At 66.1% G+C, this 24408-nt stretch carries 25 protein-coding genes and 1 other RNA gene; 11 read left to right on the top strand and 15 right to left on the bottom strand.

The features are described 5' to 3' along the window. The first annotated feature begins 14 nt into the window (after positions 1-14). The 3 genes from WIX41_RS01720 to WIX41_RS01710 all read left to right on the top strand — a co-directional run bounded on the left by WIX41_RS01720 (position 15) and on the right by WIX41_RS01710 (position 2599). Complete coding sequence (locus WIX41_RS01720) at positions 15-752, top strand: SDR family oxidoreductase (protein ID WP_339445462.1); 738 nt, start codon at positions 15-17, stop codon at positions 750-752. Next, on the top strand, positions 746-2176 hold the full coding sequence (locus WIX41_RS01715; protein ID WP_409187298.1) for an efflux transporter outer membrane subunit: 1431 nt from the start codon (positions 746-748) through the stop codon (positions 2174-2176). Before WIX41_RS01720 ends, WIX41_RS01715 begins: the two co-directional genes overlap by 7 nt. 201 nt (positions 2177-2377) lie before the next feature. Further along, complete coding sequence (locus tag WIX41_RS01710) at positions 2378-2599, top strand: hypothetical protein (RefSeq protein ID WP_339445460.1); 222 nt, start codon at positions 2378-2380, stop codon at positions 2597-2599. 97 nt (positions 2600-2696) lie between these two features. On the opposite strand, the gene WIX41_RS01705 is transcribed toward WIX41_RS01710, so the two are convergent. The 4 genes from WIX41_RS01705 to WIX41_RS01690 form a co-directional block, all read right to left on the bottom strand. Further along, positions 2697-3563: an endonuclease/exonuclease/phosphatase family protein gene (locus WIX41_RS01705; protein WP_339445459.1), complete on the bottom strand. Its 867-nt coding sequence runs from the start codon at positions 3561-3563 to the stop codon at positions 2697-2699. A 93-nt stretch (positions 3564-3656) separates the two neighbouring features. Then, entirely contained in the window at positions 3657-4325 is a 669-nt protein-coding gene (locus WIX41_RS01700; RefSeq protein ID WP_339445458.1) for a hypothetical protein, read from the bottom strand. A gap of 101 nt (positions 4326-4426) precedes the next feature. Beyond that, positions 4427-12118, bottom strand: coding sequence for a deaminase domain-containing protein (locus WIX41_RS01695; RefSeq protein WP_339445457.1), 7692 nt, complete (start codon positions 12116-12118; stop codon positions 4427-4429). 213 nt (positions 12119-12331) lie between these two features. Beyond that, positions 12332-13129 carry an isocitrate lyase/PEP mutase family protein gene (locus WIX41_RS01690; RefSeq protein WP_339445456.1) on the bottom strand — a complete coding sequence of 266 codons (798 nt, stop codon included), beginning with the start codon at positions 13127-13129 and terminating at the stop codon, positions 12332-12334. Positions 13130-13266: 137 nt separating this feature from the next. Here WIX41_RS01690 and WIX41_RS01685 point away from each other — a divergent pair, with 137 nt between their 5' ends. The 4 genes from WIX41_RS01685 (at position 13267) to WIX41_RS01670 (ending at position 14860) form a co-directional block, all read left to right on the top strand. Continuing rightward, a complete protein-coding gene (locus WIX41_RS01685; protein WP_339445455.1) occupies positions 13267-13578 on the top strand; it encodes a hypothetical protein in 312 nt (103 codons plus the stop codon). 126 nt (positions 13579-13704) lie between these two features. Further along, positions 13705-14031, top strand: a complete 327-nt coding sequence (locus WIX41_RS01680) for a type II toxin-antitoxin system PrlF family antitoxin (protein WP_339445454.1) — start codon at positions 13705-13707, stop codon at positions 14029-14031. Further along, positions 14028-14498, top strand: coding sequence for a type II toxin-antitoxin system YhaV family toxin (locus WIX41_RS01675; RefSeq protein ID WP_339445453.1), 471 nt, complete (start codon positions 14028-14030; stop codon positions 14496-14498). The genes WIX41_RS01680 and WIX41_RS01675 overlap by 4 nt, the downstream gene beginning before the upstream one ends. A 170-nt stretch (positions 14499-14668) precedes the next feature. Continuing rightward, entirely contained in the window at positions 14669-14860 is a 192-nt protein-coding gene (locus tag WIX41_RS01670; protein WP_339449392.1) for a transposase, read from the top strand. Between the two features lie 20 nt (positions 14861-14880). Here WIX41_RS01670 and WIX41_RS01665 read toward each other — a convergent pair whose 3' ends face one another. From WIX41_RS01665 to WIX41_RS01650, 4 genes are all read right to left on the bottom strand, one after another. Next, positions 14881-15612, bottom strand: a complete 732-nt coding sequence (locus WIX41_RS01665) for a hypothetical protein (RefSeq protein ID WP_339445452.1) — start codon at positions 15610-15612, stop codon at positions 14881-14883. 357 nt (positions 15613-15969) lie between these two features. Then, positions 15970-16929 (bottom strand): hypothetical protein, encoded by a 960-nt coding sequence (locus WIX41_RS01660; protein WP_339445451.1) that lies wholly within the window; start codon positions 16927-16929, stop codon positions 15970-15972. A 670-nt stretch (positions 16930-17599) separates the two neighbouring features. Next, positions 17600-17767 (bottom strand): helix-turn-helix transcriptional regulator, encoded by a 168-nt coding sequence (locus tag WIX41_RS01655; protein ID WP_409187428.1) that lies wholly within the window; start codon positions 17765-17767, stop codon positions 17600-17602. A 119-nt stretch (positions 17768-17886) separates the two neighbouring features. Beyond that, positions 17887-18030 (bottom strand): hypothetical protein, encoded by a 144-nt coding sequence (locus WIX41_RS01650; protein ID WP_339445450.1) that lies wholly within the window; start codon positions 18028-18030, stop codon positions 17887-17889. 49 nt (positions 18031-18079) lie between these two features. On the opposite strand from WIX41_RS01650, the gene WIX41_RS01645 reads away from it, so the two are divergent. Beyond that, on the top strand, positions 18080-18751 hold the full coding sequence (locus WIX41_RS01645) for a hypothetical protein (RefSeq protein WP_339445449.1): 672 nt from the start codon (positions 18080-18082) through the stop codon (positions 18749-18751). On the opposite strand, the gene WIX41_RS01640 is transcribed toward WIX41_RS01645, so the two are convergent. From WIX41_RS01640 to smpB, 5 genes are all read right to left on the bottom strand, one after another. After that, positions 18741-19145, bottom strand: coding sequence for a hypothetical protein (locus WIX41_RS01640; protein WP_339445448.1), 405 nt, complete (start codon positions 19143-19145; stop codon positions 18741-18743). The two genes, WIX41_RS01645 and WIX41_RS01640, sit on opposite strands and share 11 nt — an antisense overlap. 26 nt (positions 19146-19171) lie before the next feature. After that, positions 19172-19456 (bottom strand): Arm DNA-binding domain-containing protein, encoded by a 285-nt coding sequence (locus WIX41_RS01635; RefSeq protein ID WP_339445447.1) that lies wholly within the window; start codon positions 19454-19456, stop codon positions 19172-19174. A 246-nt stretch (positions 19457-19702) separates the two neighbouring features. Next, positions 19703-20105, bottom strand: a transfer-messenger RNA (tmRNA) gene (ssrA, locus tag WIX41_RS01630). A 110-nt stretch (positions 20106-20215) separates the two neighbouring features. Then, positions 20216-20572 (bottom strand): hypothetical protein, encoded by a 357-nt coding sequence (locus WIX41_RS01625; protein ID WP_339445446.1) that lies wholly within the window; start codon positions 20570-20572, stop codon positions 20216-20218. A 237-nt stretch (positions 20573-20809) separates the two neighbouring features. After that, positions 20810-21313, bottom strand: coding sequence for an SsrA-binding protein SmpB (gene smpB / locus WIX41_RS01620; RefSeq protein ID WP_068851133.1), 504 nt, complete (start codon positions 21311-21313; stop codon positions 20810-20812). Between the two features lie 56 nt (positions 21314-21369). Between smpB and WIX41_RS01615 the strand changes: the two genes are divergently transcribed. Both WIX41_RS01615 and WIX41_RS01610 read left to right on the top strand, forming a co-directional pair. After that, on the top strand, positions 21370-21798 hold the full coding sequence (locus WIX41_RS01615; RefSeq protein WP_339445445.1) for a type II toxin-antitoxin system RatA family toxin: 429 nt from the start codon (positions 21370-21372) through the stop codon (positions 21796-21798). 3 nt (positions 21799-21801) lie between these two features. Further along, complete coding sequence (locus WIX41_RS01610; protein WP_339445444.1) at positions 21802-22059, top strand: RnfH family protein; 258 nt, start codon at positions 21802-21804, stop codon at positions 22057-22059. A 66-nt stretch (positions 22060-22125) separates the two neighbouring features. Here WIX41_RS01610 and WIX41_RS01605 read toward each other — a convergent pair whose 3' ends face one another. After that, positions 22126-22521, bottom strand: a complete 396-nt coding sequence (locus tag WIX41_RS01605) for an outer membrane protein assembly factor BamE (RefSeq protein ID WP_339445443.1) — start codon at positions 22519-22521, stop codon at positions 22126-22128. 104 nt (positions 22522-22625) lie between these two features. On the opposite strand from WIX41_RS01605, the gene fur reads away from it, so the two are divergent. Beyond that, positions 22626-23042 (top strand): ferric iron uptake transcriptional regulator, encoded by a 417-nt coding sequence (gene fur / locus WIX41_RS01600; protein WP_339445442.1) that lies wholly within the window; start codon positions 22626-22628, stop codon positions 23040-23042. A gap of 51 nt (positions 23043-23093) precedes the next feature. On the opposite strand, the gene WIX41_RS01595 is transcribed toward fur, so the two are convergent. After that, positions 23094-24314: an SGNH/GDSL hydrolase family protein gene (locus WIX41_RS01595; protein WP_409187296.1), complete on the bottom strand. Its 1221-nt coding sequence runs from the start codon at positions 24312-24314 to the stop codon at positions 23094-23096. Positions 24315-24408 lie beyond the last annotated feature (94 nt).

The following is a 24408-nucleotide window of genomic DNA, read 5'->3' as shown; positions in this document are numbered from 1 at the left end:
ACGAGGAATCACGCATGAATACCGCTACTTCCAAGATCGCCCTGGTTACCGGTGCCACCCGTGGCATCGGCCTGGAAACCGTCCGCCAGCTGGCCCAGGCCGGCGTGCACACGCTGCTGGCCGGCCGCAAGCGCGACACCGCCGTGGCCGAAGCGCTGAAGCTGCAGGCCGAAGGCCTGCCGGTGGAGGCGATCCAGCTCGATGTGGTCGACGCTGCCAGCATCGCCGCAGCGGTGCAGGAAATCAGCGACCGCCACGGTCGCCTCGACATCCTGGTCAACAATGCCGGCATCCTGCTCGACAATCCCGCGCTGGCCCCGTCGGCGCAGACCCTGGACACCTGGCGCAACACGTTCGACACCAACCTGTTCGCGGTGATCGCCGTGACCCAGGCGTTCCTGCCGCTGCTCAACCAGTCGCCGGCCGGTCGCATCGTCAATGTGTCCAGCATCCTGGGCTCGCTGACCCTGCACAGCCAGCCGGGTTCGCCGATCTACGGCTTCGCGGTGCCGGCCTACAACGCCTCCAAGAGCGCGGTGAATGCCTGGACCGTGCAGCTGGCGTACGAGCTGCGCGAGAGCACCACCAAGGTCAACACCGTGCACCCCGGTTACGTGAAGACCGACATGAACAGTGGCGAAGGCGAGCTGGAAATCGCCGACGGCGCGCGCTCCAGCGTGGGCATGGCACTGATCGGTGCCGACGGCCCCAACGGCAGCTTCACCTACCTCGGTGAGGTGCTGCCATGGTGATCCGTGTGTTGACCGCCGCCGTCGCCAGCGCGCTGCTGGCCGGCTGCGTCAGCGTCGGCCCCAACTACCAGGCACCGCCGGCACAGCCGGTGGTCCTGCAGGGCGCGGCCGCGCCGGTGTTCAGCACCACCTCGCCGGTGGCCAGCTGGTGGGCGCAGTTCGATGACCCCGTGCTGGAACAGCTGGTGCACGACGCGCTGGGCGACAACCTGGACCTGCGCATCGCCATGGCCCGTGTGCGTGAAGCGCGTGCGGTGTTCGTCGAACAGCGGCTGGACCAGTTGCCGCACGTGACCAGCGGCGGCAGTTACGACCGCCGCAAGCAGCCGGACCTCACCGCCGGTGGCGAACGCGTCTTCAGCGAAACCTACCAGCTTGGCTTCGATGCCGGTTGGGAGCTGGATCTGTTCGGTCGCCAGCGCCGTGCCGCCGAAGCGGCACGGGCCGACCTGGGCGCCGAGCAGGACAGCCTCGCCGATGCGCAGGTGACGGTGGCCGCCGAAGTGGCGCGCAACTACTTCGAACTGCGTGGCACGCAGAAGCGTATCGAGGTCGCCAAGCGCACGCTGGTGAACCTGCGCGATACCCAGAAGCTGACTGAAACCCGCTGGGACCTGGGTGCGGGCAGCGAGCTGGACGTGCAGAGCAGCCGCGCGCGCTTGAAGGCGATCGAGGCCGACATTCCGCTGCTGGAAGTGGCCGAAGTGCAGTCGCGGCACCGCCTGGCGGTGCTGCTGGGCCAGCGCCCGGACGCGCTGGATGCACTGCTGGTACCGCGTGATGCCGCGCCGTATGCCAAGGCGTTGCCGCTGGGCGACACCACCGACCTGCTGCGCCAGCGGGCCGACGTGCGCGTGGCCGAACGTCGCCTGGCGGCCGCCACGGCGCGGGTCGGCGTGGCCACGGCTGACCTGTTCCCGCGGATCAGCCTGAGCGGTTTCGTCGGCTTCCTGTCCGGCGATGCCAGCGGGCTGGTCAACGGCAACAACAAGGCGTGGTCGGTGACCCCGTCGATCAGCTGGGCCGCATTCGATTTCGGCACCGTGAAGGCGCGCCTGCGCGCGAGCAAGGCCCAGGCCGATGGGGCAGCCGCCGAGTATGAAAAGGCGGTGCTGCTGGCGCTGGAAGACACCGAAAACGCGTTGACCCGCTATGCCAAGCAACAGGCCCGCCTGGCGATCGTCGCCGATCAGGCCCTGGCCGCGCGGCGTGCCGAACAGCTGGCGCAGATACGCTATCGCGAAGGGTCGGAAGATTTCCTGACCCTGCTCGATGCACAGCGTACCCAGTTGGCGGCCGACGATGCATTGGCCGCGGCCGAATCCACGGTCAACGTCAGCGTGGTTGGTGTTTACAAGGCACTGGGCGGTTGGGGCCAGCAGCAGGATGCAACCCCGCCTGCAGTGGCCGGCACGATGCGGTGAAGGAACGCAGAGGGCGACAAGGGTCGCCCTCTGCACACTTTGTAATGGTTCGCCGCGATGGCGTACCGGAGAACCCCGCGCTGACGGCTTTGCCTCTGCCGGCTCGGACAGGCACGGTGCTAAAAACACCGCCTGCCCGGGAGATGCGTGATGCAACGGAATTGCTGGAGACCGCTACGTGCGGGAAAGGATGAGCACGCGGTGACGCCCTGCGGCCTGTCAGCCGGGGTGATCGTGCTGCTGGTGGTGGCTGCACTCACCGTGAGCCTGGGGTTCGCGCGGTTGCCCGACAGCCTGCTCGGGATTGGCGTGGTTGGGGTCGGGGTGTTCCTGGCCATCAGTGCGCGGATCTGCCAGGCGCGCGAACAGCACCAGGCCTTGTGCAAGGCACTGGAAGACCTGCGGGGGGTGCCGCGGCATTGAATCGCGACCATGGGCGGGCCACCTCCGCCCGCGTAGGCGAGCCCATCCCATTACCGTCGCGTGTCCGCGACGGAATGTCGATTGCCCATCCCGCAGGTCAGTGCGATGGCCTGGTCGGGAACACCAGCTCCGCCAGTACCGGGTAGTGGTCCGAGGGCACCACGCCGCCGGGCGTCTGGTCCAGCGTGCTGAAGCGGTTCACGTCGAAACCGCGTACCAGGATCCAGTCGATCTCGGCCGTGGGCGTATCGCTGAAGTTCTGGAACGTCAGGCGCGGGCCTTCGACCTTGCGTGCCAGCTTGCGCGCATCGGCCAGGCCGGTGGTGAACGCCGCATACGTGGCGCTGCCCGGTTCGCTGTTGAAATCGCCGGTGACCACCACGGGAATGTCCTTCGGCAGCGCGGCCAGCCGCTGGCTGATCAGCTTGGCGCCCAGCACGCGGCGCGGCTCGTCTTCGTCGCGATAGGGCAGGTGGGTGTTGTACAGGTAGAAGCGCTTGCCGTCCGCAGTACGCTGGAACAGCGCCCACGTCACCATGCGCGGCATCAGGTTGCCCCAGGTGATGCTGCCGGCCACCTCTGGCGTGTCAGACAGCCAGAAATTGCCCGACTCGACCACCTTCAGCGCGGCGCTGTCGTAGAACACGCCCATATGCTCTTCGTTGTCGCCAGGGCCACGCGGCTCACCGAACCAGCGGTAGCCGGGCAGGTGCTGCACCAGGTAATCGGCCTGGTTGGTCTTGAGCTCCTGGGTACCGAACACCACCGGGCGCTGCTCGCGCAGCAGTGCCACCATCGCATCGCGACGGTCTTCCCAGCGCTTGTTGGGTTCGGTGTCCACCGGAGTGCGGACGTTGAACGACATGACCCGCAACGGCTCGGGGGCCTTGGCCAGGGCGGAGCCGAGCGGCAACGCCAGCGCGATCAGGGCCAGCAGGGCCGGACGACGAAAACAAGACAACATGGGAATCCCTCCATTCCGTGAAATCGTTTGCAGAGGGTCGCATGGATTCGCCGGGCGTGGATATGCAGACGTTGGCGGCACGCGGTTGGCCGGTCAGCTGCCCAGCAGCACGACCCCGATCGTCATGTTGATCGCCGCGCCCAGCGCGAACACCCACAGCGTGGACAGGATCGTGCTGAGCCACGAGCGCTGCAGCGCTATCTTCAGCCAGCCGGCCTGCACCACCACGAACCAGGCACCTGAAAGCAGGGCGGTGGCGATGCCGATGTGGGTGGACAGCTCGCCGGGCAGGCGCACGAACACCATGCTGGTGGACAATGCCACCGCGAAGGGTGCGGTCAGGTAGCACTGCATGAAGAACGGCCGACGCAGCGATTCGCGGGTCATCGGGATCCGCTTGCGGCGCAGCAGGTGCACGGTGGCCACCAGCGGCCAGATCGCAAAGGTGATGGAGCGGTACAGCAGCAGGCTTTCCTCGTTGCCCATCACCGTGCGTGACAGCTCGCTGGTACCCACCACCGTCTGGTGCATCAGCAGCTCCACCCCGTGCGCGACCAGCACGGCCAGCATCAGGAACATCGGCGGGCTGATCGCATCGTCGAACTGGCGCTCCAGCTTTTCCTTGAGCTCGTTGTTGACGTACTGTGCCATCCGCCGCGGATGCACCACCACCCGGTACAGCGTGCGTGGGAAGAACAGGAACCAGGTGCAGAGCTCGTACAGGAACTCTTCCAGCGAACGCAGCAGCTTGAGGAAATCCATCCAGACCTCCGGCGCGGGGCAGGGCGCGGTGCCGCAGGACGCGGCACCGCCGCTACCAGCATGGCCCAGCGGCGCCGTGGCGTACAGCGCCGCACGGAGCCTTACCTCATGCCACCGTCCCGCCGCCACTGGTCGAAGTAGGTGACCAGTCCAGGATCTGGTTGCATATCTGCGGCCACGGGCGGAGGGGGCTCCACCGCAGAGGCATCTGCACCGTAGTTCTGCAGGTAACGCACGGAGAACGGCGCGGCATCCGGGAACCGCGCGCGCAGCTGCGGCAACACCACCCCGCCGCAGGAGTCGCAGGTGTCCAGCAGCGAGAACAGGCGGAAGCAGGAGACACCGTTGTGTTGGCCCATGCTGCTGGCGATCAGACGCTCGGAATCGAGGTATCGGAGGTGATCGGCCGGATGCAGGTAGCGGCCCGACTCCGCCACACGGGTGCCATCACTGCCGAGTACCACGGGCAGGCTGGTGATGGTGGGCAGCGGTGCAACCCCCTGCATCGCCATGCGCGCGTCAACGAAACGAGTGCCGTCGCCAAGCGTGGGATCCGGCCGCAGGCGGACGTTGCGGGCCCGCTTGCCGCCGGACAGGGCGTAATAGATCGTGCGCTGCCCGCTGTCGTCGATCACCTCGACGAAGGCCAGGTTCGCGCCCTTGAGATGGTCCAGGATCGGCCTCCCGGCATCGGGTTCGGCCAAGGCCGCCGCACTGGTACCGCTCCAGCTGCCCTTGCCGCCGGTGGCCGGCAGCAGGGCGTTGAGGATGTCGGCAACCGCTGCGCGTTCGTCCATGCCCGACTGTCCAAGCGCCTGCCAGTCCGGAATGCGCTTGCGGGCCAACCCGACGAAAGTGCGTTGTTCGCGTTGCCCGGTCAGCACCTTGTCTGCGTAACCTGTCAGCACGTCCGGACGGCCTCGCGCGGCGAACGCGTCCACGTAGGCCTCGTAGGTGGGGAAGCGCTGTGCCAGATCCTGGCCCAGGCCGGGCTGTATGTAGCCGAATGCCAGCCGCGCGATGTTTTCCCGGTCCTGCTCAAGATAAGGGCGCAGCAGGGTGACCCGGTATTTTTCCGCAGCACGCAGGTAGGCGGTGATGGCGGCAGTGTCGCGCCCGGGCTGCAGGCGGGTGAAGTGCAGTTCGCCGATGGGCGCGTCCGCGCTGGGCAGGGCTGTCTGGTAGAACACCCCATCATCGGGCTCGATGCACAACGCACGCAGGAATGGCGATTCGACCCGGATCGCACGCAGGCGGCGTGCATCCTCGATGCCGGGCGCCAGCGCGCCGATGTCCACCACCGGCAGCGTGTGCCGCAGGCGGGCCAGATGCGCTTCCTGCGCCGACGTTCCCAGGCCGAAGTCGGGCGCATCCACCAGCGTGCCGCGCAGCGTGTCGGGATAGGTCACGCTGGCGGGGAGACCCAGCGCGTCGCGCTGCGCCGCCGGCAGCGGCGGCAACTGCGGCGGTGCACCGTTTGGCGATGGGCTCCAGGCACAGATCTCGCCCTTGTGCACCAGCAGGCGCAGCGTTTCACCGTTGTCGGGGGAGACGTGGCCCAGGTCCAGGGTGAAGTCGCGGGTGGCGGCAGCAATGGCGTCCAGGCGCTCGGGGGGCAGGGCGTCGGTGTCCAGGTCGCTGGCCGCATCGGGAACGAAGCGCAGTCGCGACTGCTGTGCGCATGGCAGCACGACCAGCGACCGACGCGGGCGGCAGCTCGCCGGTACCGGCTGCCAGTGACCGGGCTCGGCGGGCCAGCCGGGGTCTGGTTGCGCTTCCAGCGCGTTGCCATCGGCGTTGAGCCGGTAGCGTTGGCCGTGGAGCAGCACGTCCCACGCATCGTCGCCGTGTGCGAGGAACTGCACCGGTGTATCCCCCACCGATACCTGCAGGCCTTGTTCCGTGCGCCGTGCTGGAATCGTGGACGGCAGATCGTGTTCGAACGTGAACCCCTCCAGTGGCGGACCATAGGCACGCCCGGTGAACAGATCGAACCGGTGCCAGGCCGTGCCCTGGGCGACGATCAGCACCGCGCGGCCATCTTCCAGCCGCGCTTCGGCCAGCGAAGGTGTAGCGGCCTGCAGTCCGCGCAGGGCACCTGCGGGTGCCGCGCCGTGGGCCACGGCGCGTTCCAGCGCTTGCGCTGATCCATCCAGCGCGGTTCCGGTACGCAGCGCACGGCGCAGCCATCCTGCGCCCTGCAGGGCACTGTTCCAGGCGTGGCTGCCCACCCACAGCGCGCCCTTGCCGACGGTCTCAAGCGTGCCAATGCCACCCTGACGGACCAGATCGGTGCCCAGCTTGAGCACCGCACTGCCGGCCTCGGCCGCGATGGATCGGACACTGCGTTCGCCGGCGGTGCGCAGGATGAGTGCCGTGTCACGGACGAACGTTCCAACCGGCAAGACAATGGTCGCATCCATGGCGCATCCGACCAGGCTGCCTGCCGAGAAATCGCCGTCACGAAGGTGTTCGGCGCAGGTATAGCCGGGCACCGCGAATTCGGCCAGCTGGTTGAGCATGTGGCGCTCGCGTTGCCACAGCTGCTCCAACCCGGTCAGGTGGGCCAGTTCCTCGTCGCGGACGCGTTCCAGTACGGGCTGCCATAGATGCGTGGCAGCCATTTTGGCGATGCCCGGCAGCTTCTGCGCATCGCTGCCGCGGATTGCCACGCCGGAAGACGCCAGGGTAAGGCCCGGCAGCGGATTGAGGTCGTTGCCATCGCGGGTGCGGCGCACCGCGCCGCTGATCAGTCCTTCGAAATCGATCAGCGGGCCCAGCACCGGGTCCTGCCACGCGCGGCGTGCCATGCCGGCCTGCGGTACCACTTCGAAGTACACCGTGGCGTCGTCGCTGCCCGGTGGGTCGCAGCTCACCAGCAGGCCCTGGTCGGCCTGGCGGCCATCGCAGCTGACCCGCAGCGTGGTGCAGGTGCCCTCCTGCAGCAGTCGCCGGTCGTCCGCCGGCAGGCCATCCAACGCCGTGGCGATCAGGCCGGCCAGCCCGGCTTCCACGCGTCGCTGGTAGGCGTCGAATTCGGTGGCGTAGCGGTCCGCAGTGGTAGGTCCGGAGGTGGAGACATAGGCATCGGCCACCAGCAGCGCCTGCAGCGAATCATCATTGGTTACCAGGGCCTGCGCCCGGTCGTCATCGGCCGGATCGCCGCCCACGGCCGACGGCTTGCCCAGCGCAAGCGCGCCGGACTCGAAGGCGATGAGCCGCGACGGTACGATGCCGTGCCGTGCGAGGTAATCCTCACCGATGTCGGCCGGCCGCTTCGACCACAGCGAAGGCTCCAGCCCGGCTTCGTGCAGGGTTTGAGCGGCGACGTCCATGCGCCGCGGCGGCGGACTTCCCAGCTGTTCCACATGCAGGGCATGCTGGCCCTGCTGGCTGTGCACGAAGGCGAGTGCGTCACTGATCTGCTGCGCGCTTACTTCGTCCAGGCGGGTGGTGTTGCTGATCGCACCATGCGCGCTCGCATAGGCCACGGCCGCCGGCACCAGGGTACGCGCCCACGCATCGTGCAGTTCGTCGTGCTCGCCTGGTGCGTGCGCTGGCAACGCCAGCTGCGCGGGCAGGGCCGTGACGGTATCGAAGTCGACCCGGCCGCAGGCACCGGGCTGCATGGCGTCCAGGAAGGTCGTGGCATGCCGGAGCGCCATGCTCAGCGGCGAGCGTCCGTAGCTGAGGTACTCGGGAATGCCGCTGACCAGCAGGGCAGGCTGGTCCAGCTCACTGGCCAGCATCCAGTACACCATCTCCAGCGCAGCCGGTGATGCATCGAGGTTGGTCTGCAGCACCGCATCGCGCAGTTCGCTGGCGAGCACGGTAAAGGGCACATCGACCACGGCGGGCGAGGCGAACCGATCACGCAGCGCGGCGATCTGTTCACGGCCCACGTAGCGTTCCAGCATCAGCCGTGCCAGCAGCGACTGTGTGCCGCGTGCCGATGCCGCCTCCCCGCCACTACCGCCGTACCAGCCGGCTTCGGCCAGCAGCGGTCGGCAGAAGTCGGCGAACTGGCGGGTGCGGCTCATCAGGTCCCATGCGTCCGCGGCGGCCAGCGGCGCCGCATCGCTGTCGCGTTCGCTGCGTGGGTGCAGCAGCGAAAGACCGATGCGGTCGAGCAGGGCATCCAGCGCCGGCAGGCGGGCCGGGTCGGGGCCCGCTGCATCGGATTCCATCGTTGGCGTTGCGCGCAGCGCGTATTCCGGCAGCGCTGCGTCGTCGGCGCTGCGTGGTGCAGGGGTATCGCGGCGCGGCGCCAGCAGCGGAAACTGCAATGGCGCGCGCTGCCCGGTCGCTGCGCGCGCCATCGGCGGCAGCAGCGCGGTGCTGAAGGCGATGGCCTCGTCGGTCGTCAATGCCGGGTAACGTGCCTGCAGCGCGATTGCCAGCGACAGCACCGGTGCGCCATCGTCTGCAAGGGAGCGGTCGCTCCATCCGGCCAGTTCCCCGGGCAATGCGAGCTGGGCCTGCGCCGAGGCCGCCAGCAGGGCGGCGCAGGTGGCGGCCGTCAGCGGTGCTGCATGGTCCAGTCGCGACGGCGCGCTGCCGCCCGGCAGCGGGCGCAGCAGGTGGCGCCAGGCCGTGTGGCGTGCGTCGTCGCTGGCACACCACGCATCGAGCGCTGACGGCCCTTCCAGGATCCGTGTCCACAAGGCCGGCACGCCCTGCGTCTGGCGCGTATCCACGAGCGAGGCGCTGGCGCGGTTCACCACGTCCACCAGGCCTTGCCGGCTGTCGTATGCGTCCGGCGCGCGCCATAGCGCAGCCACGGCGCTGGCCGGTTGCAGCGTCAGCCATTCGGCCGGTGACAGATGCCAGGTCGAACCGCGCTCGAACGCCGCGCGCCATGCACCGAGCGCGTCGCCACCGGGCAACGCAGCCAGTGTGCGGAAGAAGCCGTGCGCAAGCTCCGGCGCGACCGCTTCGCTGGCAATGCCCACTGTCGCGGCGATCAGCTGGCGGCTGTCATCGCCGCGCATCAGCCGGAGCAGGGCGCGCTCCTGCTCCGGTGCCGTGGCCGGGTAGCGCTCGCTGCCCAGCAGATGGCGGATGACCGCGCCAGGCAGCGGCTGGGCGATGCTTACCGGTGGCAGCAGCCGGCGCAGCGGCATCGGGTTGCTCCCCAGGTCCATGCGTTCCAGCAGGTCCAGTGCCGGGGAGGATCGGGTTTCGCCCACCCAGGCGAAGAATGCCGCGCAGGTGGAATACGCCACCCCGTACCAGGGGTCGGCCCGATCCATCGGCATGTCCAGTCCGGCATAAAGCTGCACGACCGGTGCGATCAGATCGCGGGTCAGCACGCGCAGATCGCTGCGGCGCGGGTCGATGACCGACTGCAGCGCCGGTTCCAGGTCGTCGTAGCGCGCCAGCGACGCGGCAATGTGATGGAACAGCGCGCCCAACTCGGTTGCCCAGTGCGTGCCTGCCATCGCCGCGCGGCGTTCAAGATGATCGCGCCAGTCGGCCGCGGTCGGTGCGCTGCCGCGCCACTCCCAGCCTTCGCCGAACCGCAGCGGATCGACCGTGCCGCGCAGAGTGACCAGCAGGTCGGCCAGCAGCGCGTCGGCTGCATCCAGCACCTCGAATCCGGTCGCATCGAGCAGCGCCGGGGCGGTCTCGACCAGCCAGCGCCGGGTCTGCGTCGGGTCGTCGGCATGCGGGACCGGCCAGCCGTAAGCCTGGCGCATGCGTGCCCGGTGCGCGTCCAGCTGGGGGTCGGTCATCGGCACTGGCAGACGTCCGGCGACGGTATCGGTCTGCCAGGCCAGCGCATCGAAGTGCGCGTGTGCCCCTGCCAGGGGTACATCGGTCTGTCCCTGCAGATACTCGACGGCAGCGCTTCCGATGCGGGCCAGCCCATGCAGCGCGGCCGCGTCGGCGTCGGCGTGCGTGCCGTGAGTCAGCACATCCAGCATGCGGGTGAAGGCATAGGCGCGAGCGGCGTAGCTGTTGCCGTCTGCAAGCGTGCGCTTGGCGCCTTCGGGCAGCAGGGCGAACTCCTGCAGCGCTGCGTACCACGCGCGCGCGGGTGCGGCGTCGAAGAAGGCAGCCAGTGTCGCTGGCGTCGGCGTGCGCTGCTGCAGATCGAGCCCGGCCTGCGCGAAGGCATCGGTCACTGCGGCATGCAGGCCTGCCGGCGTGCGCGGTACCTGCCAGTCCAATGCGTTCCACCAGTCACGCGGCGGAATGCGGTCCATCAACGGGACCAGCACCGCCAGCGGCAGCGCCCCCTGCACCGGCACCATCGCCTGTGCCACTGCGCCGCCGATCAGCGGCGCAGTGGCGGGCGGGGCGAAAACCGGCACGCCCATGTCGGTCAGCGCACCGGCCAGTGCCTGTGGCGCCACGTCGGGGTGATGCCCCCGGCGGGACACGCGCAGCCCGTCCGCCATGGCACCTTCAGTGCCAGCTGCCGCGACGGGCATCGACGGTCGCTGCGAGGTCGCCGCAGGGTCTCCCTGGCGGGCCAGCAGGGCACCGATCGCCGCTGCCTGCGCGCGCAGCAACCCCGGCACGGTGCGCCGTTCTTCCCAGCACTGGCCCGGCTGCGCCAGCGCGGTCCCGGGGCGCTGCCGACCGAGCAGCGCATCGCTGCCCTGCACGGGTGCAGCGGCTCCGGCAGCCGGTGTACAGGCCACGGTCGTCAGCGGACCCATCCACGCCGCATCCAAGGCGTGCGGCTGCGCGATGTCGGCTACCGTCTCCGGTGCAGGCAGTGCGGTGTGGCCCAGCAGGCGCGCCCCCACTGCGCCGGCATAGACCAGATCGAAACCGGCCCCCACCATCTGCGGCAACTGCCACGGCGCGCTCAGCACGCTGACCAGTGCACGCGTGGCGCTGTCGTAGCGGCCCAGTGGTCGAATCGGTACCGGAACCTCCACGTTGGCCTGATGGGCGACCGCCAGCAGCTGCGCGGCCAATATGGGGAACGGAGCGCGCTCGGGCGTTGCGCGTCGGTCGTCGGGCGCACCGCCATGCAGGGCGGCCAGGCGTGCATGAATCGCGGCAATCGACGAGGGTTCAAGAGAATCGAATACCGCTGGCAGACCGGCACGCGGGTCGAGCAGGCCGGCATCGCGCTGCTCATGCTGGCGCACGCACCGCAGCGCCTGCTGCAGTGCGCGCTGCGACGCGTCGGGCGCCAGCTGCTGCAGCTGCGCGTGCACGGTGGCGTGGCGGGCGTCGGTGGTCAGGCCGGCATATTGCGCGCGCTGGTGCGCGAGCGCGAGGTGCCGCGCGTCGGTGTGTGCGTGGTGCCCGCGATGCGTGGCCAGCATCGCCTGCCATGCGGCCGGTGCAACGTCCGCCGGGCGGTACAGCGCATCGCGCAGCTGCTGCAGCAATGGTTCGGCATCGGCAATGACCGCGCTCAGTTGCGCTCGTTCGGTGATGCATTCGACCTGCCACTGCGCCGCAGGCAGGCGCAGCGCGTGCAGCAGCACGCACCGCCACGTCGCCGCTTCGGCTTCACTGCAGGCGGGCAGGATGCAGTTTGCGGCCAGCCAATCCGCCATCACCTGTCCCAGCGGCGTGCCGGGCAGCCCGCCATCCAGCAGTGCGTGCAGCAACGTGGTATCGATCGGGGCCTTGGCCAGCGCGTCGCCAAGCGCGCCCAGTTGCGCGCGGGGCACGCCGATCAGCGACAAGCTGGTCGGCGACGCTGCCTGCGGCCGGTTCTGCACGCGGTCCGGGCCGGGCAGGCGGTGCGCGCGCGGAGGCGGGGCCAATTGCGCGCGCGACAAGGTGCCGGAGGTGGTCTGGAGGGCGGGGCAGCGGGACATCGTCGGCACAGGCATCAGGTCGTGTCAGGCGCAGGGAGCGCGGAAGGGCGCCGATCCTACGCAAGGGGCCTGCAGCTGCAATCGACTACGTCAATGGAACCTGACTGAACGATTAGAGATGTGCTTGAAAGTCGTTGCGGCGCGAGGGATCCAGGCATGCGACCGTCTGCCGCCTGCCTTCGCCCGGCATTGTCGGGATCGGAATTGTTGTAGCTACGCAGTGGCGGCAAACATCGCATTCAACTGCGCATAGCCCGGTGCGTCGGCCGGCAGCGAGATCGTGTCACCCAGCAGCGCCTGCATGCCATCGGTCATCGCCTTCCAGGCGAGAGTGGAAAGCGCCGGTCCCGCGCTCAGGCGGCACACGCCGGCTTGCGCCAGCGCGTCATGCCCAGCCATGCCGGGCAGCCACATCACGTTGAGGGGCAGCAGCTGCCCACGTGCGATGCGCGCCATCTCGCCAAGGTCGACGATCCCGGGAACGAAGCCGCCGTCTGCACCCGCGCGGGCATATCCCTGCAGCCGCTCGATGCTCATGCCGACAGCGGCGTCGCCTTTCGCCAGACCGCGAAGGTAGACATCGGTACGGGCGTTGATGAACAGCGGTCGCGCGCCCAACTGGTGGCGGATCGCCTCCAGTTTCGATTCGAGCAGAGCAGGGCTGTCTGCGCCATCCTCGATGTTGATGCCGACCACGCCGAGCTCGACGAGTCTGGCCACGCGCGTTGCTACCTCCTGCGGATCGTCGCTGTAGCCATCTTCAATATCCACGGTCACCGGCAGGGAGGTGACGCGCACGATTTCCGCAACGCGCTGCAGCAGGGCCACCTCGGGCAGCGCACCGCCATCGGGATAGCCGCACGACCAGGCCATGGCCGCACTGGTGGTGCCCACCGCGCTGGCGCCCAGCTGTTGGGCAAGTGCGGCGCCACCGGCGTCCCAGACGTTGGGAAGCACGAACAGGGCAGGGGAGCGATGCAGTTGCTCGAAGCGCTGGTGAAGGGGGCTCATGGCGGTGGCTCCTTGGCTGAAACCCGGAGTCTGCGCCGGTTGCACGGCCCGCGCTCGCTGTTTTCGGACAGTAATACCCGGGAGCCGGAACAGGGGTACTCTGGGCAGTCCCCCATCGCCAACCCCGGGCCCGCCGCATGGATTACCAGCTTGTCATCAAGTTATGGAGAAAGTCGCTGGACGACGAAGCGTTCCTGGCCACGCTGGAGGCCGAGCTGGGCGCCGCCCTGGGCAGCGCGGCGAAGCTGGACGGCTACGACGTCAGCGCCAAGGAGATCAACCTCTTCATGTTCACCGCCGACCCGCGCCCGGCGTTCCGTCGTGCCAAGGACGTGCTGGAACGGCTGGGCGTGCTGCACAGCGTGTCGGCCGCCTATCGCCTGGTCGGCGGCGCGCAGTTCACCTCGGTGTGGCCGATGCGGATGGCGAGGAAGTTCACCTTGCCCTGAGGCGGCGGGCGCTTACCGAGCGTGCAGGCGCCCTTGCCCTTGAAGCATGGCAATGCATTTGCATTGACAAGGCAATGCAAATGCATTACCATACGGGAAATTCCGTTTCCTGCCCGGAGATGCGCCGTGTCCGCCACCCTCGAAGTCGAATCCACCTTGACCGACCGTTATCAGACCACGGTGCCGGAAACCGTGCGGCGCGCCCTCAAGCTCGGCAAGCGCGACAAGATCCACTACACGATCCGCCCCGGCGGCGAAGTTGTGCTGACGCGTGCCGATGAGGAAGTTGACGACCCGCTGCTCGGGCAATTCCTGGGCTTCCTGGCGCGCGACATCGCCCGCCATCCGGAGCGCCTGCAGGCCATCGACGCTGCCTTCGTTCAGCGCCTCCAATCCCTGACGGGCGGTATCGAAGTTGATCTCGACGCTCCCCTGTCGGCGGATGAGGAATGAGCAGCAGCAATCCTGCGCCCTTGCTCATCCACGGTTGGTCGGTTTTCGCGCACCCGCTGTTCCTTGCTCAGATTGAAGTGCTGACGCAGCAGGTCGAGGCCTTCAGACAGAAAGACCCGGTGGGGTATGTGAAGAAGAACGCCAGCAAGCGGCTGGCCGCGATCACCAAACTGGCGTTCGACGTCATCCCGCAAGACCCGACGCGGCCGGAATACCGCCAAGGCAGCACGCTCGGTGACGACTACAAGCACTGGTTCCGCGCCAAATTCTTTCAGCAGTACCGCTTGTTCTTTCGCTACCACGCGCCCAGCAAGGTGATCGTGTTGGCGTGGGTGAACGATGACGATACAAAGCGTGCCTATGAAAGCGGTGACGATGCATACAGGGTATTTCGGAAGATGCTGGAAAGTGGCCGTCCACCGGACGACTGGAGCGAGTTGCTGGCCGAGGCTTGCGCCGTGGGGTAATGCTTGCAGTGGTTCGCCGCTGGCGTAGCACAGTAAGGTTTGGCTTCGATGACAAACAGCGTTGTCATGGGGTATCAGCTTTGGAGAAGCCGATATCAAACGGCTTCACGACAACACCGTCAGGGACCTGTCCAAGCAGTACATGGCCGAGCAAGTGAGACGAGGTCGCCATCCACCAGGGCCATGACTACCGGGTGGCGGTCAGCGACCTGGACCGGGGCCGGCCGATCTGGTTCTGCGGCAGCGGATGTACTGAGGCGGGCATCGACCAGATCTTTGCCGAATTGGGGCCGAAGAAGAGTGCCCAGATCGAACTGGCGGTGATGGACATGTGGCGTTCGTTCCGCAACCGGAACCCCTGAGAGCCCACGACCCCCACCAATCAAGGAACCTGTCGGGCGCAGGCCCAATGTGCTTCATGTGCGCGGATTAGGTCGGCGGCGACATCAACAATTTGATTGATCGATGTCGGCGCGTTCCTCGCGCCATCTTTGAACGACGCGCCGGACTGAAATACGTCGCGGGTGTCGATGACCAGATGGCGGTCATGCAACGAACGATCGGGCATCGCGCGCAGCTCGACAGCGGTGCCGTGCTGTGCCTGAAATAGGTTCAGCGATTGATGAAGGGCGGCGGCCTGCCGCTCGGCTGTCAGAAGACGGGCCGTAACACCTTGCGGAATCTGCGGAAGGTAGCGCGTAACGAAAGTGGCATCGATGTAGGGATCGATGAACAGCACGTCACGCGTTGCACCGGCTAAGAGCTGCCGGATTTCCTCGAAGTAGTCGTGAACCGCTCCTACGCCAAGCTGGCGTGTGATGAACGTGTTGGTCGCTAGCTGAAGCTGCGTCAGAAGGCTTCGGGTCTGGGTGACGAATTGCCGTTGAGCATTCAGCGTGAGCATGCTGGAGGTCGGACTCATTATTCCCGACGCTGAAGCAGTCGCCTGACCGAGCAGGGCACCGAACCTTACCCCTTCGATTTTGCTGTAAGCGTTCACAATTCCGGCAACATCGGCGAACCAGCTTAAAGACTCATCGGACCAAGGATCGGTCGGCCGATTGCTAAGGGCGTCGCGCAGAAGGGCGGCGCATTGGTCGGCCGGAATTGTCATTAAAGTCCCCTGGATGATCCTTTGGACGATAGCCGATCCGGGCGCAACTTTGAGCATGGGGTGGGGCCGCTGACACCTCGCAACGTGCCTTGTGCGTGGGTTCGCGAATCGAACTCAAGATCAAGGTTCGCCGGGTCCCCCTCTCGCCCTGCAGGTCGCCGACACCGTAGGAATAACGGTGTGCGTGCCCTTCGAAATTGACTTTGTTGTTTTCTATCCCAGCCGGTATGGCAATCAGTTCTCAGCGCGTCATGGATGTTCTGAACAACTCTGCACGAAATATGATGGTAGTGCCGACCGCTGGCCGGTAAGTAGGAGGTCCATCAGGGAGACGTCGAAGGGACCCATGTACCTGCCTTATGCGGCCTTGCCCCAATGAGCACGCCGCGAAATCCTTACGCCGCCGCCTCCGGATCGTTCAATCGAAATGATCCCTTGCGGACGAACTACCGGAAGCATCATCAGATTCTTCATGTTTGCATCGGAAAAGAACCTTTTGACGGCGACCAGGGAGGTGTTCAAGCGATTGCATAGTGGCGCAAGGTCGCGTGTCGCTCGCTGCATGGATCGGGTAGCGTGCTGGTCGTCGTCCTTCGGCTGCCAAGTTAGGAGCGTGGCCACGAGTTGCTGAAGCTGATTGCGCAGCGCTTCGGGCCCGCCGCCTAAACGGAAACATTCCAAGCCTGACAACGTCGCAATCACCCGCGTTTCTGCATGCGGAACGTACGGAGCGGGCTCGCCTGGTGCCCTGCCGGCTTGAAGCGCCGCAAGCCGCATCGCTCGTTCATCGGCTGACAGCATGAAGTCGCATTCGATTGCCGGCTTGCCCTTTTCGGCCATCCTTTCGATGGCGGTCAGGAGCGGGCCTTTGGCCTCATCGCAGAATGACTTGTGGACCGCAATCGCTTGCGCAATCTCAGGCGTATTGTCCAGCCAGTACTGTTTCGCCTGTGCCTCAAGCCTGACCTGCACAAATGCTTCCTTGCGAATGCGTTCGGCCTCACGCACGCGATAGGCGCTCACTTTGGCACCCCATATGTCTGGCCCGCCGTTTGTGTATCTGGCAGCGCAGTCCTGGCCGATATTGATGTAGCGCCCGCCAACTAGCCCCACTATCCATCCGTGTGCATGTAGACGTTCACACTTCTTGCGTCCACAAGGCCGCATGTCCTTGCTGTCGAATTCGTATTCGTGAATCGGATGGCCTTGGACAATCTCTTCGATTGGAATATCCCGAAGACCTTCCGTGATCGCGTACAGCTCGTTCCAGTTCTTTGGTCTAGGAGGACGACGGCCGAACTCATCACCAATTGACATTACTGCACACTCCTTGCGTGAGGGGAGGACGCGCTTGCTTGCCACTATTAGTAGTAATACTACTAACCAAGGCGCGCGTCAAGTCACACTCGCGGACCGTAAGCCCTTGATGTCGCACGGGGTGAGGCGGCTCAACCGACGACGTGGCACGCCTGTGCATAAGTGGCGGGTCCTCCCTGACCCCATACCCCTGCAGGTCTTCGGACACCGCGCCATTCAGGTTGTGTGCGCCCCTTAGAAATCGGATTTGCTGTTGTCCTTCCGGCGAGGAAACCCTTTCGAAATCAGGGCTTCGGGCGCATCGTCGACATCAGCACCACTTAGCGGCATTGCCCTTCACGGGAGCGTTTCTGTTTCCCTATCATCCGATGTGGGGGGATGATTGATAGCTCGGGCTCCACGTCAAGGCCGGAGGTAATGCCCCGGCGTGAGACGGCGACCTCACTGTCTGTTGGATTCCAGGACAAGCCGAAGATGGACGTGCTGAATCCTCTCAGTCGTGCAGCAATCTCGCGGAACTTCATCGCCCCCTTGCCGAACTTTGTTGTGCACATCGGACTAGCCTTGGTGGCCTATCCGTACTGCTGTCCGTACTGCAGTTTTACCTTGAGCTAATAAATAAAAAACCCCGGATAAATCATGGGTTTGAATGGTGGAGGTGGGCTCTACCTTATTCGCTTAACCGAGCCTTACGCGGCAAGGGATGGGGCGCGGGTTCCATCCGCCGAACCGAGCTCCCCAAGGTGACGGGTTTGGGGAAGGGTCCGACCGAAATGCGCGAATAGAGGGTCGCTTTGGACAGGCTGACCCGGTTCTGCACTTCGCTTCTTCGGAGCAGGCGGCGAGGGGGGCGGTTGCAGGTTGCTGGTCATCTTGTCTCCTTCGCCGCAGTGGGCGGCTGATTCGTTGTAGGGGTACAGGAACGGCGGCCGGCCGGTCGGACAGCCTTCATGACCTTCAGCGCTTCTTCCATGTCGCCGGCGGCGAGGTGGTGCAGGTGGCCGGTCCTGCCTTGGCCATATCCACGCCCGACATGCCGGCTAGGTCGTGGGCCGTACGATGGATCGCGTCGCTGAAGGTCAGTAGAGAATCGTCAGCCACGGCCAGCCTCCGCGGCAGAATGCGGGTTAATCCAACGGGGGATGTGGCTATGACTGTCTCGGCGCAAGTCGGAAATGTAGCAACCGCAGGACTCGACTGGACCGCTGCGTCGACAGTTGTCGCGGCCATAGCAGCAGTCATCGCGCTGTTCGTTGGTGTTTGGCCGATTGTCACTGCGCGACGTACGGGGGAAGGTCAGGCGAGGTTCTGGGCGAAGGTGGCGGTGGATGATCTGGCAGTCCAAGAGCTCAATTTGCTTGCTGCGACCAAGTTGGTAACTCAACCCGAAGGATACGCAGACTCTTGGCAGTACGATCAAGTAGCCAAATGCACTGCGACCGTCAGCAGTGCAATCCTGGTTACCTTGGCTCAGTACAGAGAGCATCTTCCGAAGCCTGCTGAGGGCGCTTTGGTGGTCGCCATTTCTATACTGGCTGTTGCACAGCATCGTAGAACATTCCTTGCTCAGCTCGCGCCAAGTGAGGTTGTGAATCTGACGGGCGACATGGTTTGGTATGACGAGGTCCGCGAAGCGATTCACCCAGCGCGCGTGGAACTGGCGAAATGGGTGAAGGTAGAGCTGCAGCAACTTGACGAAGGCGCTGCGCAGCTTGCTAAAAACCTTCGACACGCTGCTTTGGTCGAACGACAACTCTGGCAGCAAGCGAATATCGCAGAGGCGAGGACTGCAGATGCCGGGCAGAGGGCGCCTAATCAATAGCTTTCAGCCCCGCGCCACGATGGGCGTCGATTAGTTCTTGGGCTTGCCCCTGCAGCCAGGCAGCCATGTCGTAGAAGTTCGGCAGCACGGTGGTGGCCATGACGTGCAGCTGGTTGCGGATGTCCAGCAGGTCCACCAGCGGGAACGGGGCCTGGCCGGCACGGATGGCGTCGACCACCTGCGCGCGACGTTGCGGCTCATCGTTCTGGGTGAAGCGGCGCGCCACGTGGAGGGCGATCTGGTCGATGTAGTCACGAAGCACCCCCGTGCCTCGCAGCGCGGTGCGCGTTTCTTCCCAGTTGCCCTCGTGCTTGATGGCCGCCCCGCCGGCGTCGGTCCAGGCAGCGCAGTTCTTGCCCCAATCGTCGATCAGGATGTCGCCGGGCTGGTGCATGAAGAATGGCTTGTTCCTGCCGCCCATCACTGGCAGGACCAGACACGTCTGCGAGAGGTGCTGCCGGACCCATGCACGCTTCTGCGAAGCCACATGCGCGTAGTTCGACTTCGGACAGGCGGTGACGCGGTCGCCGCCTTGCGGTGTTCGCTGGGGTCTACGCCGCTGGCGAGCAGGTGGCGCGCGTCCTCTTGTGCCTCTCTGGCTTTGGCCAGGCTGACCTCAGGATAGATGCCCATTCCCAGCAGTTTCTCCTTGCCGTTGACGCGGTACTTCCAGCGCCAGTAGCGGGGGCCATTCGGGTGGACCAACAGGAACAGGCCCCGCCACCGTCAGACAGCTTCTGCTGCTTCTCGGTGGCCGTTACGCGACGGATCGCGGCATCGACAGGGGTTGGGGGTACAAAGTTTTCAGGGCGGGCTTGTGCCCTTGGATATACCCCCAGCGTCTCATGGGTTGCAACGGAACAGGCTGGACAACCCCGGACAACAAAAAAGCCGGAACCCCTTGTTTGACGGGAGGTTCCGGCTTTCTGTGGTCCTTGTGGGACCGTCTAATGGTGGAGGTGGGCGGAATTGAACCGCCGTCCGAAGGCACTCCATCCCCGGTACTACATGCTTAGCTCACCGTTGAATCTCGCCCTGTGGCAGCACGGTGTGCAAAGCGCACCCCAGGACCAGCCTGCTTTAGTTAAGCCGTGACTGACAGGCAGCCATCACAGCCGGTTCCGTGATAATGACCCTACATCTACGAGCACGGGCACAAGTAGGTTCGGGGGTTCGCCTTAGGCGGCTGTAGAACTAAACGCTAAAGCTGTTTTTAGGCAGCGATTGCGAAGTCGTTCGAACCGTAGTTGTCGTCGTTGGCAACTAGAAGTTTGCTGCTGGATTAACGAGGAAAGCTGCCCCCTCGGCATGCACCAAGTAACTTCACAACCCCCGTCGAAACCAATGCACCCCCGGTTTCTTCAAGAACTGCAAGCCGTCTGCGACCAGACGCTACTTGACGGGGCCGATGCTACTCCAATTCAGCTGAACAGTCACCTGAAAGGCGCCCCCACGCCGGTTGGGCTACCTGCCTTCGCGCTGGCGCTTGCTGTCGGCCTGGTGCTTGGCCCGGACCTTGCGGTCGTGGTTCTGGGCGTTGCGCTGGGTCATGGCCTGCTTTCGGGCTTCGGGTTCGGCCCGGGCCATCAGGGCTTCGATCCGGGCAACCAGGCGACGGTGCTCGAGCGTGTCGTAGCTCTGGTTTTCCGAGGCTTCGCGCTTGGTGTTGCGCAGCACGTAGGTCAGCACCTTGAGCAGGGCGGCCGGGTCCATCGCCCGGGTCAGCTCGCCGAAGATGGCTTCATAGGCGGCGATGTCGGCCTGGAGCACGGCGATGGGGTCCGCGCTCGGGGCGGTCTCCTGGGGGATTTCTTCGGTCACGCAATGCTCCGGATGAGGTGGGCGGGTAGGGCAGCCGGGCAGCGCCCGGCTCTACGGATGGGTGTCATGATGCGGCAGATCATGGGCGCATGGCGATGCGTCAAGCGGAATGGCGCCCATGCGGTGCATCGGCACGGCAGGGCCTGGCTCTACGGATGGGTGTCATGATGCGGAAAGTCACGGGCGCATGGCGATGCGCCAGGCGGAACGGCGCCCGCCTGGGGCCTTGGCGCGGCGCTACGCGTCGCGGTTGTGGCGGCGCATGGTGCGCTGCTTTTCGCGGGCCCAGTCGCGGTCCTTTTCGGCGTCGCGCTTGTCGTGGGTCTGCTTGCCCTTGGCCAGCGCGACTTCCAGCTTGATCTTGTTCTTGCTCCAGTACATCGCGGTGGGCACGATGGTGTAGCCGTCGCGCTCGACCTTGCCGACCAGCTTGTCGATCTCGCTGCGGTGGAGCAGCAGCTTGCGCTCGCGGCGGTCGTTGGCCACCACATGGGTGGAGGCCTGGATCAACGGGGTGATCTGGGCGCCGATCAGGAAGATCTCGCCGCTTTTGACGTAGGCGTAGGCGTCGATGATGTTGCCGCGCCCGGCGCGGATCGACTTCACTTCCCAGCCCTGCAGGGCCAGGCCGGCCTCGAAACGGTCCTCGAGGGTGTATTCGTGGCGGGCACGCTTGTTGAGCGCGATGGTTTTGTTGGCCGTCGCGTTCTTTGCTTTATCCTTGCCGCTGTTCTTGCTCATTTCCGTATTGTCTCCGATTCGGGCCTCCGTGGTCGATTCGCCAGCCAAGCCTTCGCATGCCAACTATCCGACGTAGTGCCCTGGTTGAACATTCGGCTGCCCGCATGTTCGACCTGGTCAATGATATTGATGCCTACCCGCGCCGCTTCCGGTGGTGCTCGGCTGCGCAGATCCTGGAATCCGGTCCAGACCGGCTGGTGGCACGGCTGGACCTGGGGTTGGGGTCGTTTTCGACATGGTTCATGACCGAAAACACCCTGCAGCGCCCGCACCATATCGACATGCAGCTGCGCGATGGTCCGTTCAAGCGCCTGCACGGCCGCTGGGAATTCCATGTGCTGGCCGAGGACGCCTGCAAGGTCAGCCTCACCCTGGAGTTCGAACCGAACTCACGCCTGCTCGGGCCCGCCCTGGCGCTGGGCTTCCAGGGCCTGGCCGACCGCATGGTCAATGATTTCGTCCGCGTCGCCGACGAGCAGGACTGAGCCGTGATCCGGGTGGAGGTGGTGTTGGCCTGGCCCGACCGGGTCGAGTCGCGCCAACTGGAACTGGCCGAGGGGGCCACCGTGGCTGACGCCATTGCGGCTGCGGCGATCGACGGTGGCGGGAACTGCCCGGCGGTGGCCGTGCACGGCTTGCTGGCCAAGGGCAGCCAGGCGCTCAACGACGGGGACCGCGTGGAACTGCTGCGGCCCCTGCTGGCGGATCCTAAAGACAACCGACGCCGACGGGCTGGCGCGCGGTAGGGCGGCTGGGCAGGGCGGCTGGGCGGGCAGCCGGGCAGGGCCCGGCTCTACCCCCCCGTTTCCGGGTCAGCGGCCGCGCTGCTTCTTCCTGTCCTTGGCCAGGTTGCGGCCGAACTGGCGCACCTGGTCCTTGGCCAGCTGGGCATCGTTGTTCGGGAAGAAGTCGCCTTCCCAGCGGGTCACCTGGTCGCCCTCGAAGAACACCACGAAGTTCTTCACCTCGGTACGGCCCAAGCGGTCCGTACGCTCGCTGGCGGTGTAGTCCCAGCGCTGGGCGTGGAAGGGGTCGTCGATGGAGGGGGTGCCGAGCAGCGCGTTGACCTGCTGCTTGCTCTGGCCCACCTGCAGCTGACCGACGGCCTGCTCCCGGATCAGGTTGCCCTGATAGATGGGTTGCTTATAGATGATGCCGCAGCCCGTGGTGGACAGGGCAACGGCGGCGACCAGCAGGAGATTGCGCATCGGGGAATGGCGTTTTGGGAAATCCAGTCGATGATACACTCCGAACGTGTCGCCGCGACCCAATCCGAGGCAGCTGGCGCTAAATCGCCAATGAACGGAGACCTATGGAAACCCACGACCTGCGCAAAGTTGGCCTGAAGGTGACCCATCCGCGTATGCGGATCCTTGCCCTGCTCGAGCAGCGCGACGCCCAGAAGCACCAGCACCACATGACGGCCGAAGACATCTACCGCCAGCTCCTGGAGCACGGTGACGAGATCGGCCTGGCCACGGTGTACCGGGTGCTGACCCAGTTCGAGGCCGCCGGCCTGGTGCTGAAGCACAACTTCGAAGGCGGCCAGGCCGTTTACGAACTGGACCGGGGCGGCCACCACGACCACATGGTGGATGTGGACTCGGGCAAGATCATCGAGTTCGAAAGCCACGAGATCGAGGAGCTGCAGCGCAAGATCGCGTCCGACCACGGCTACGAGCTGGAAGAGCACTCGCTGGTGCTCTACGTGCGCAAGAAACGCAAGTAACGGCTTCGCCGTTACTTGCACGACAAAACCCCGGGCCGGCCCCGGGGTTTTTCATTTCCCCAGCACCGCCAGGTCCACCGCCTCGGCCATTGCACGGTTGCCGGCATCGCCGGGGTGCAGGTGGTCGCCGGAGTCGAAGGCGGCCGCCAGTCGCGCCGGCGATGCCGGGTCGCGCAGGGTCCGGTCAAGGTCGATCACTGCATCGAACGGGCTGCCCTCACGCAGCCAGGCATTGAGCTGGCTGCGCAGCACGTCCTTCTCCGGCTGGTAGTAGTCGTCCAGCGGGGTGCCGGGGAGGGCGCCTGCAAACGGGGTCAGGGTGGCGCCGACGATCCGCACCCCCCGGGCATGCGCACGCCTGGCCAGTTGGCGGTAGCCGGCCTGCAGCTCCGCCAGCGACGGCCGCGGCTCGGCGCGCGCGAACGCGGTACCGGGCCAGCTGATGTCGTTGATGCCGATCAGCACCACCACGCCGGTCACCCCGGGCTGGTCCAGTACGTCGCGCTGGAACCGCGCCAGCGCCGCCTCCCCCATGCCATCGCGCAGCAGGCGGCCGCCGGAGATGCCGGCGTTGACCACCGCTACCCCCTGCGGCGCGAGTCGAGCGGCCAGGTGGTCGGTCCAGCGCTGGTCGCGGTCGAGGCTGGCGGTGGCGCCATCGGTGATCGAATCGCCGATCACCACCACGCTGCGCGCATCGGCCGGGGCTTCCACGTCGATACCGGTCAGGAACAGTCGCGCGGTGATGGCGGTGCCGTCGCGCAAGGCCGTCAAGGCGGTCTGGTTGCCCGGGGCGATGGTGCTGGTCTGGCGCCCGTCCCAGTGGAAGGTCTGCAGCGGGGTCGGGCCGGGCACATGCAGGGAGATCTGCACCGCCTGAAGGTCAACCGTGGGCAGCGCCAGCGGATCGCTCAGGCGCTGCTGTCCGGGCGCGATCACGGTGCCTGGCTGGCCGTCGAAGGTCAGCGCCCGCGGGGTGGCCCCGGTGCTGCCGGCCACGCTGGCCGCGCCGATCCGCAACGGCGTGGTGCCGTAGGCATTGCTCAGGCGCACGCGCAGGCGCGGGCCGCCCAGGCTGATGCGGGCGGTCTGGCGGAACGTCTGGTCATCCAGCACCTGCGGGACGCCGGTCGGGAACAGGAACCCGGTGGACCAGACCGGTTGCGGGCTGGCCTGCCAGCTGGCAACCCAGTGCGTGGGTGCGGCGGCTGCCGGAAGGGCGGCGGAAAGCGCGAACAGCGCGCCGGTGGCAAGGCGGATCAGGGGATTCATGCGGGCCATTCCGGGGAAGAGGTGGCCATGGTGCGCGACGCCTGATCTGTGAACTAGACTGCCTGCGGACAATCATCTGTGAACTGGATTCATT

Origin of the sequence: Stenotrophomonas sp. AB1(2024) (genome assembly GCF_037482345.1) — a bacterium.
GTDB lineage: Bacteria > Pseudomonadota > Gammaproteobacteria > Xanthomonadales > Xanthomonadaceae > Stenotrophomonas.
The sequence above is the reverse complement of the archived record's forward strand: the minus strand, read 5'-3'. Positions and strand labels throughout refer to the sequence as shown.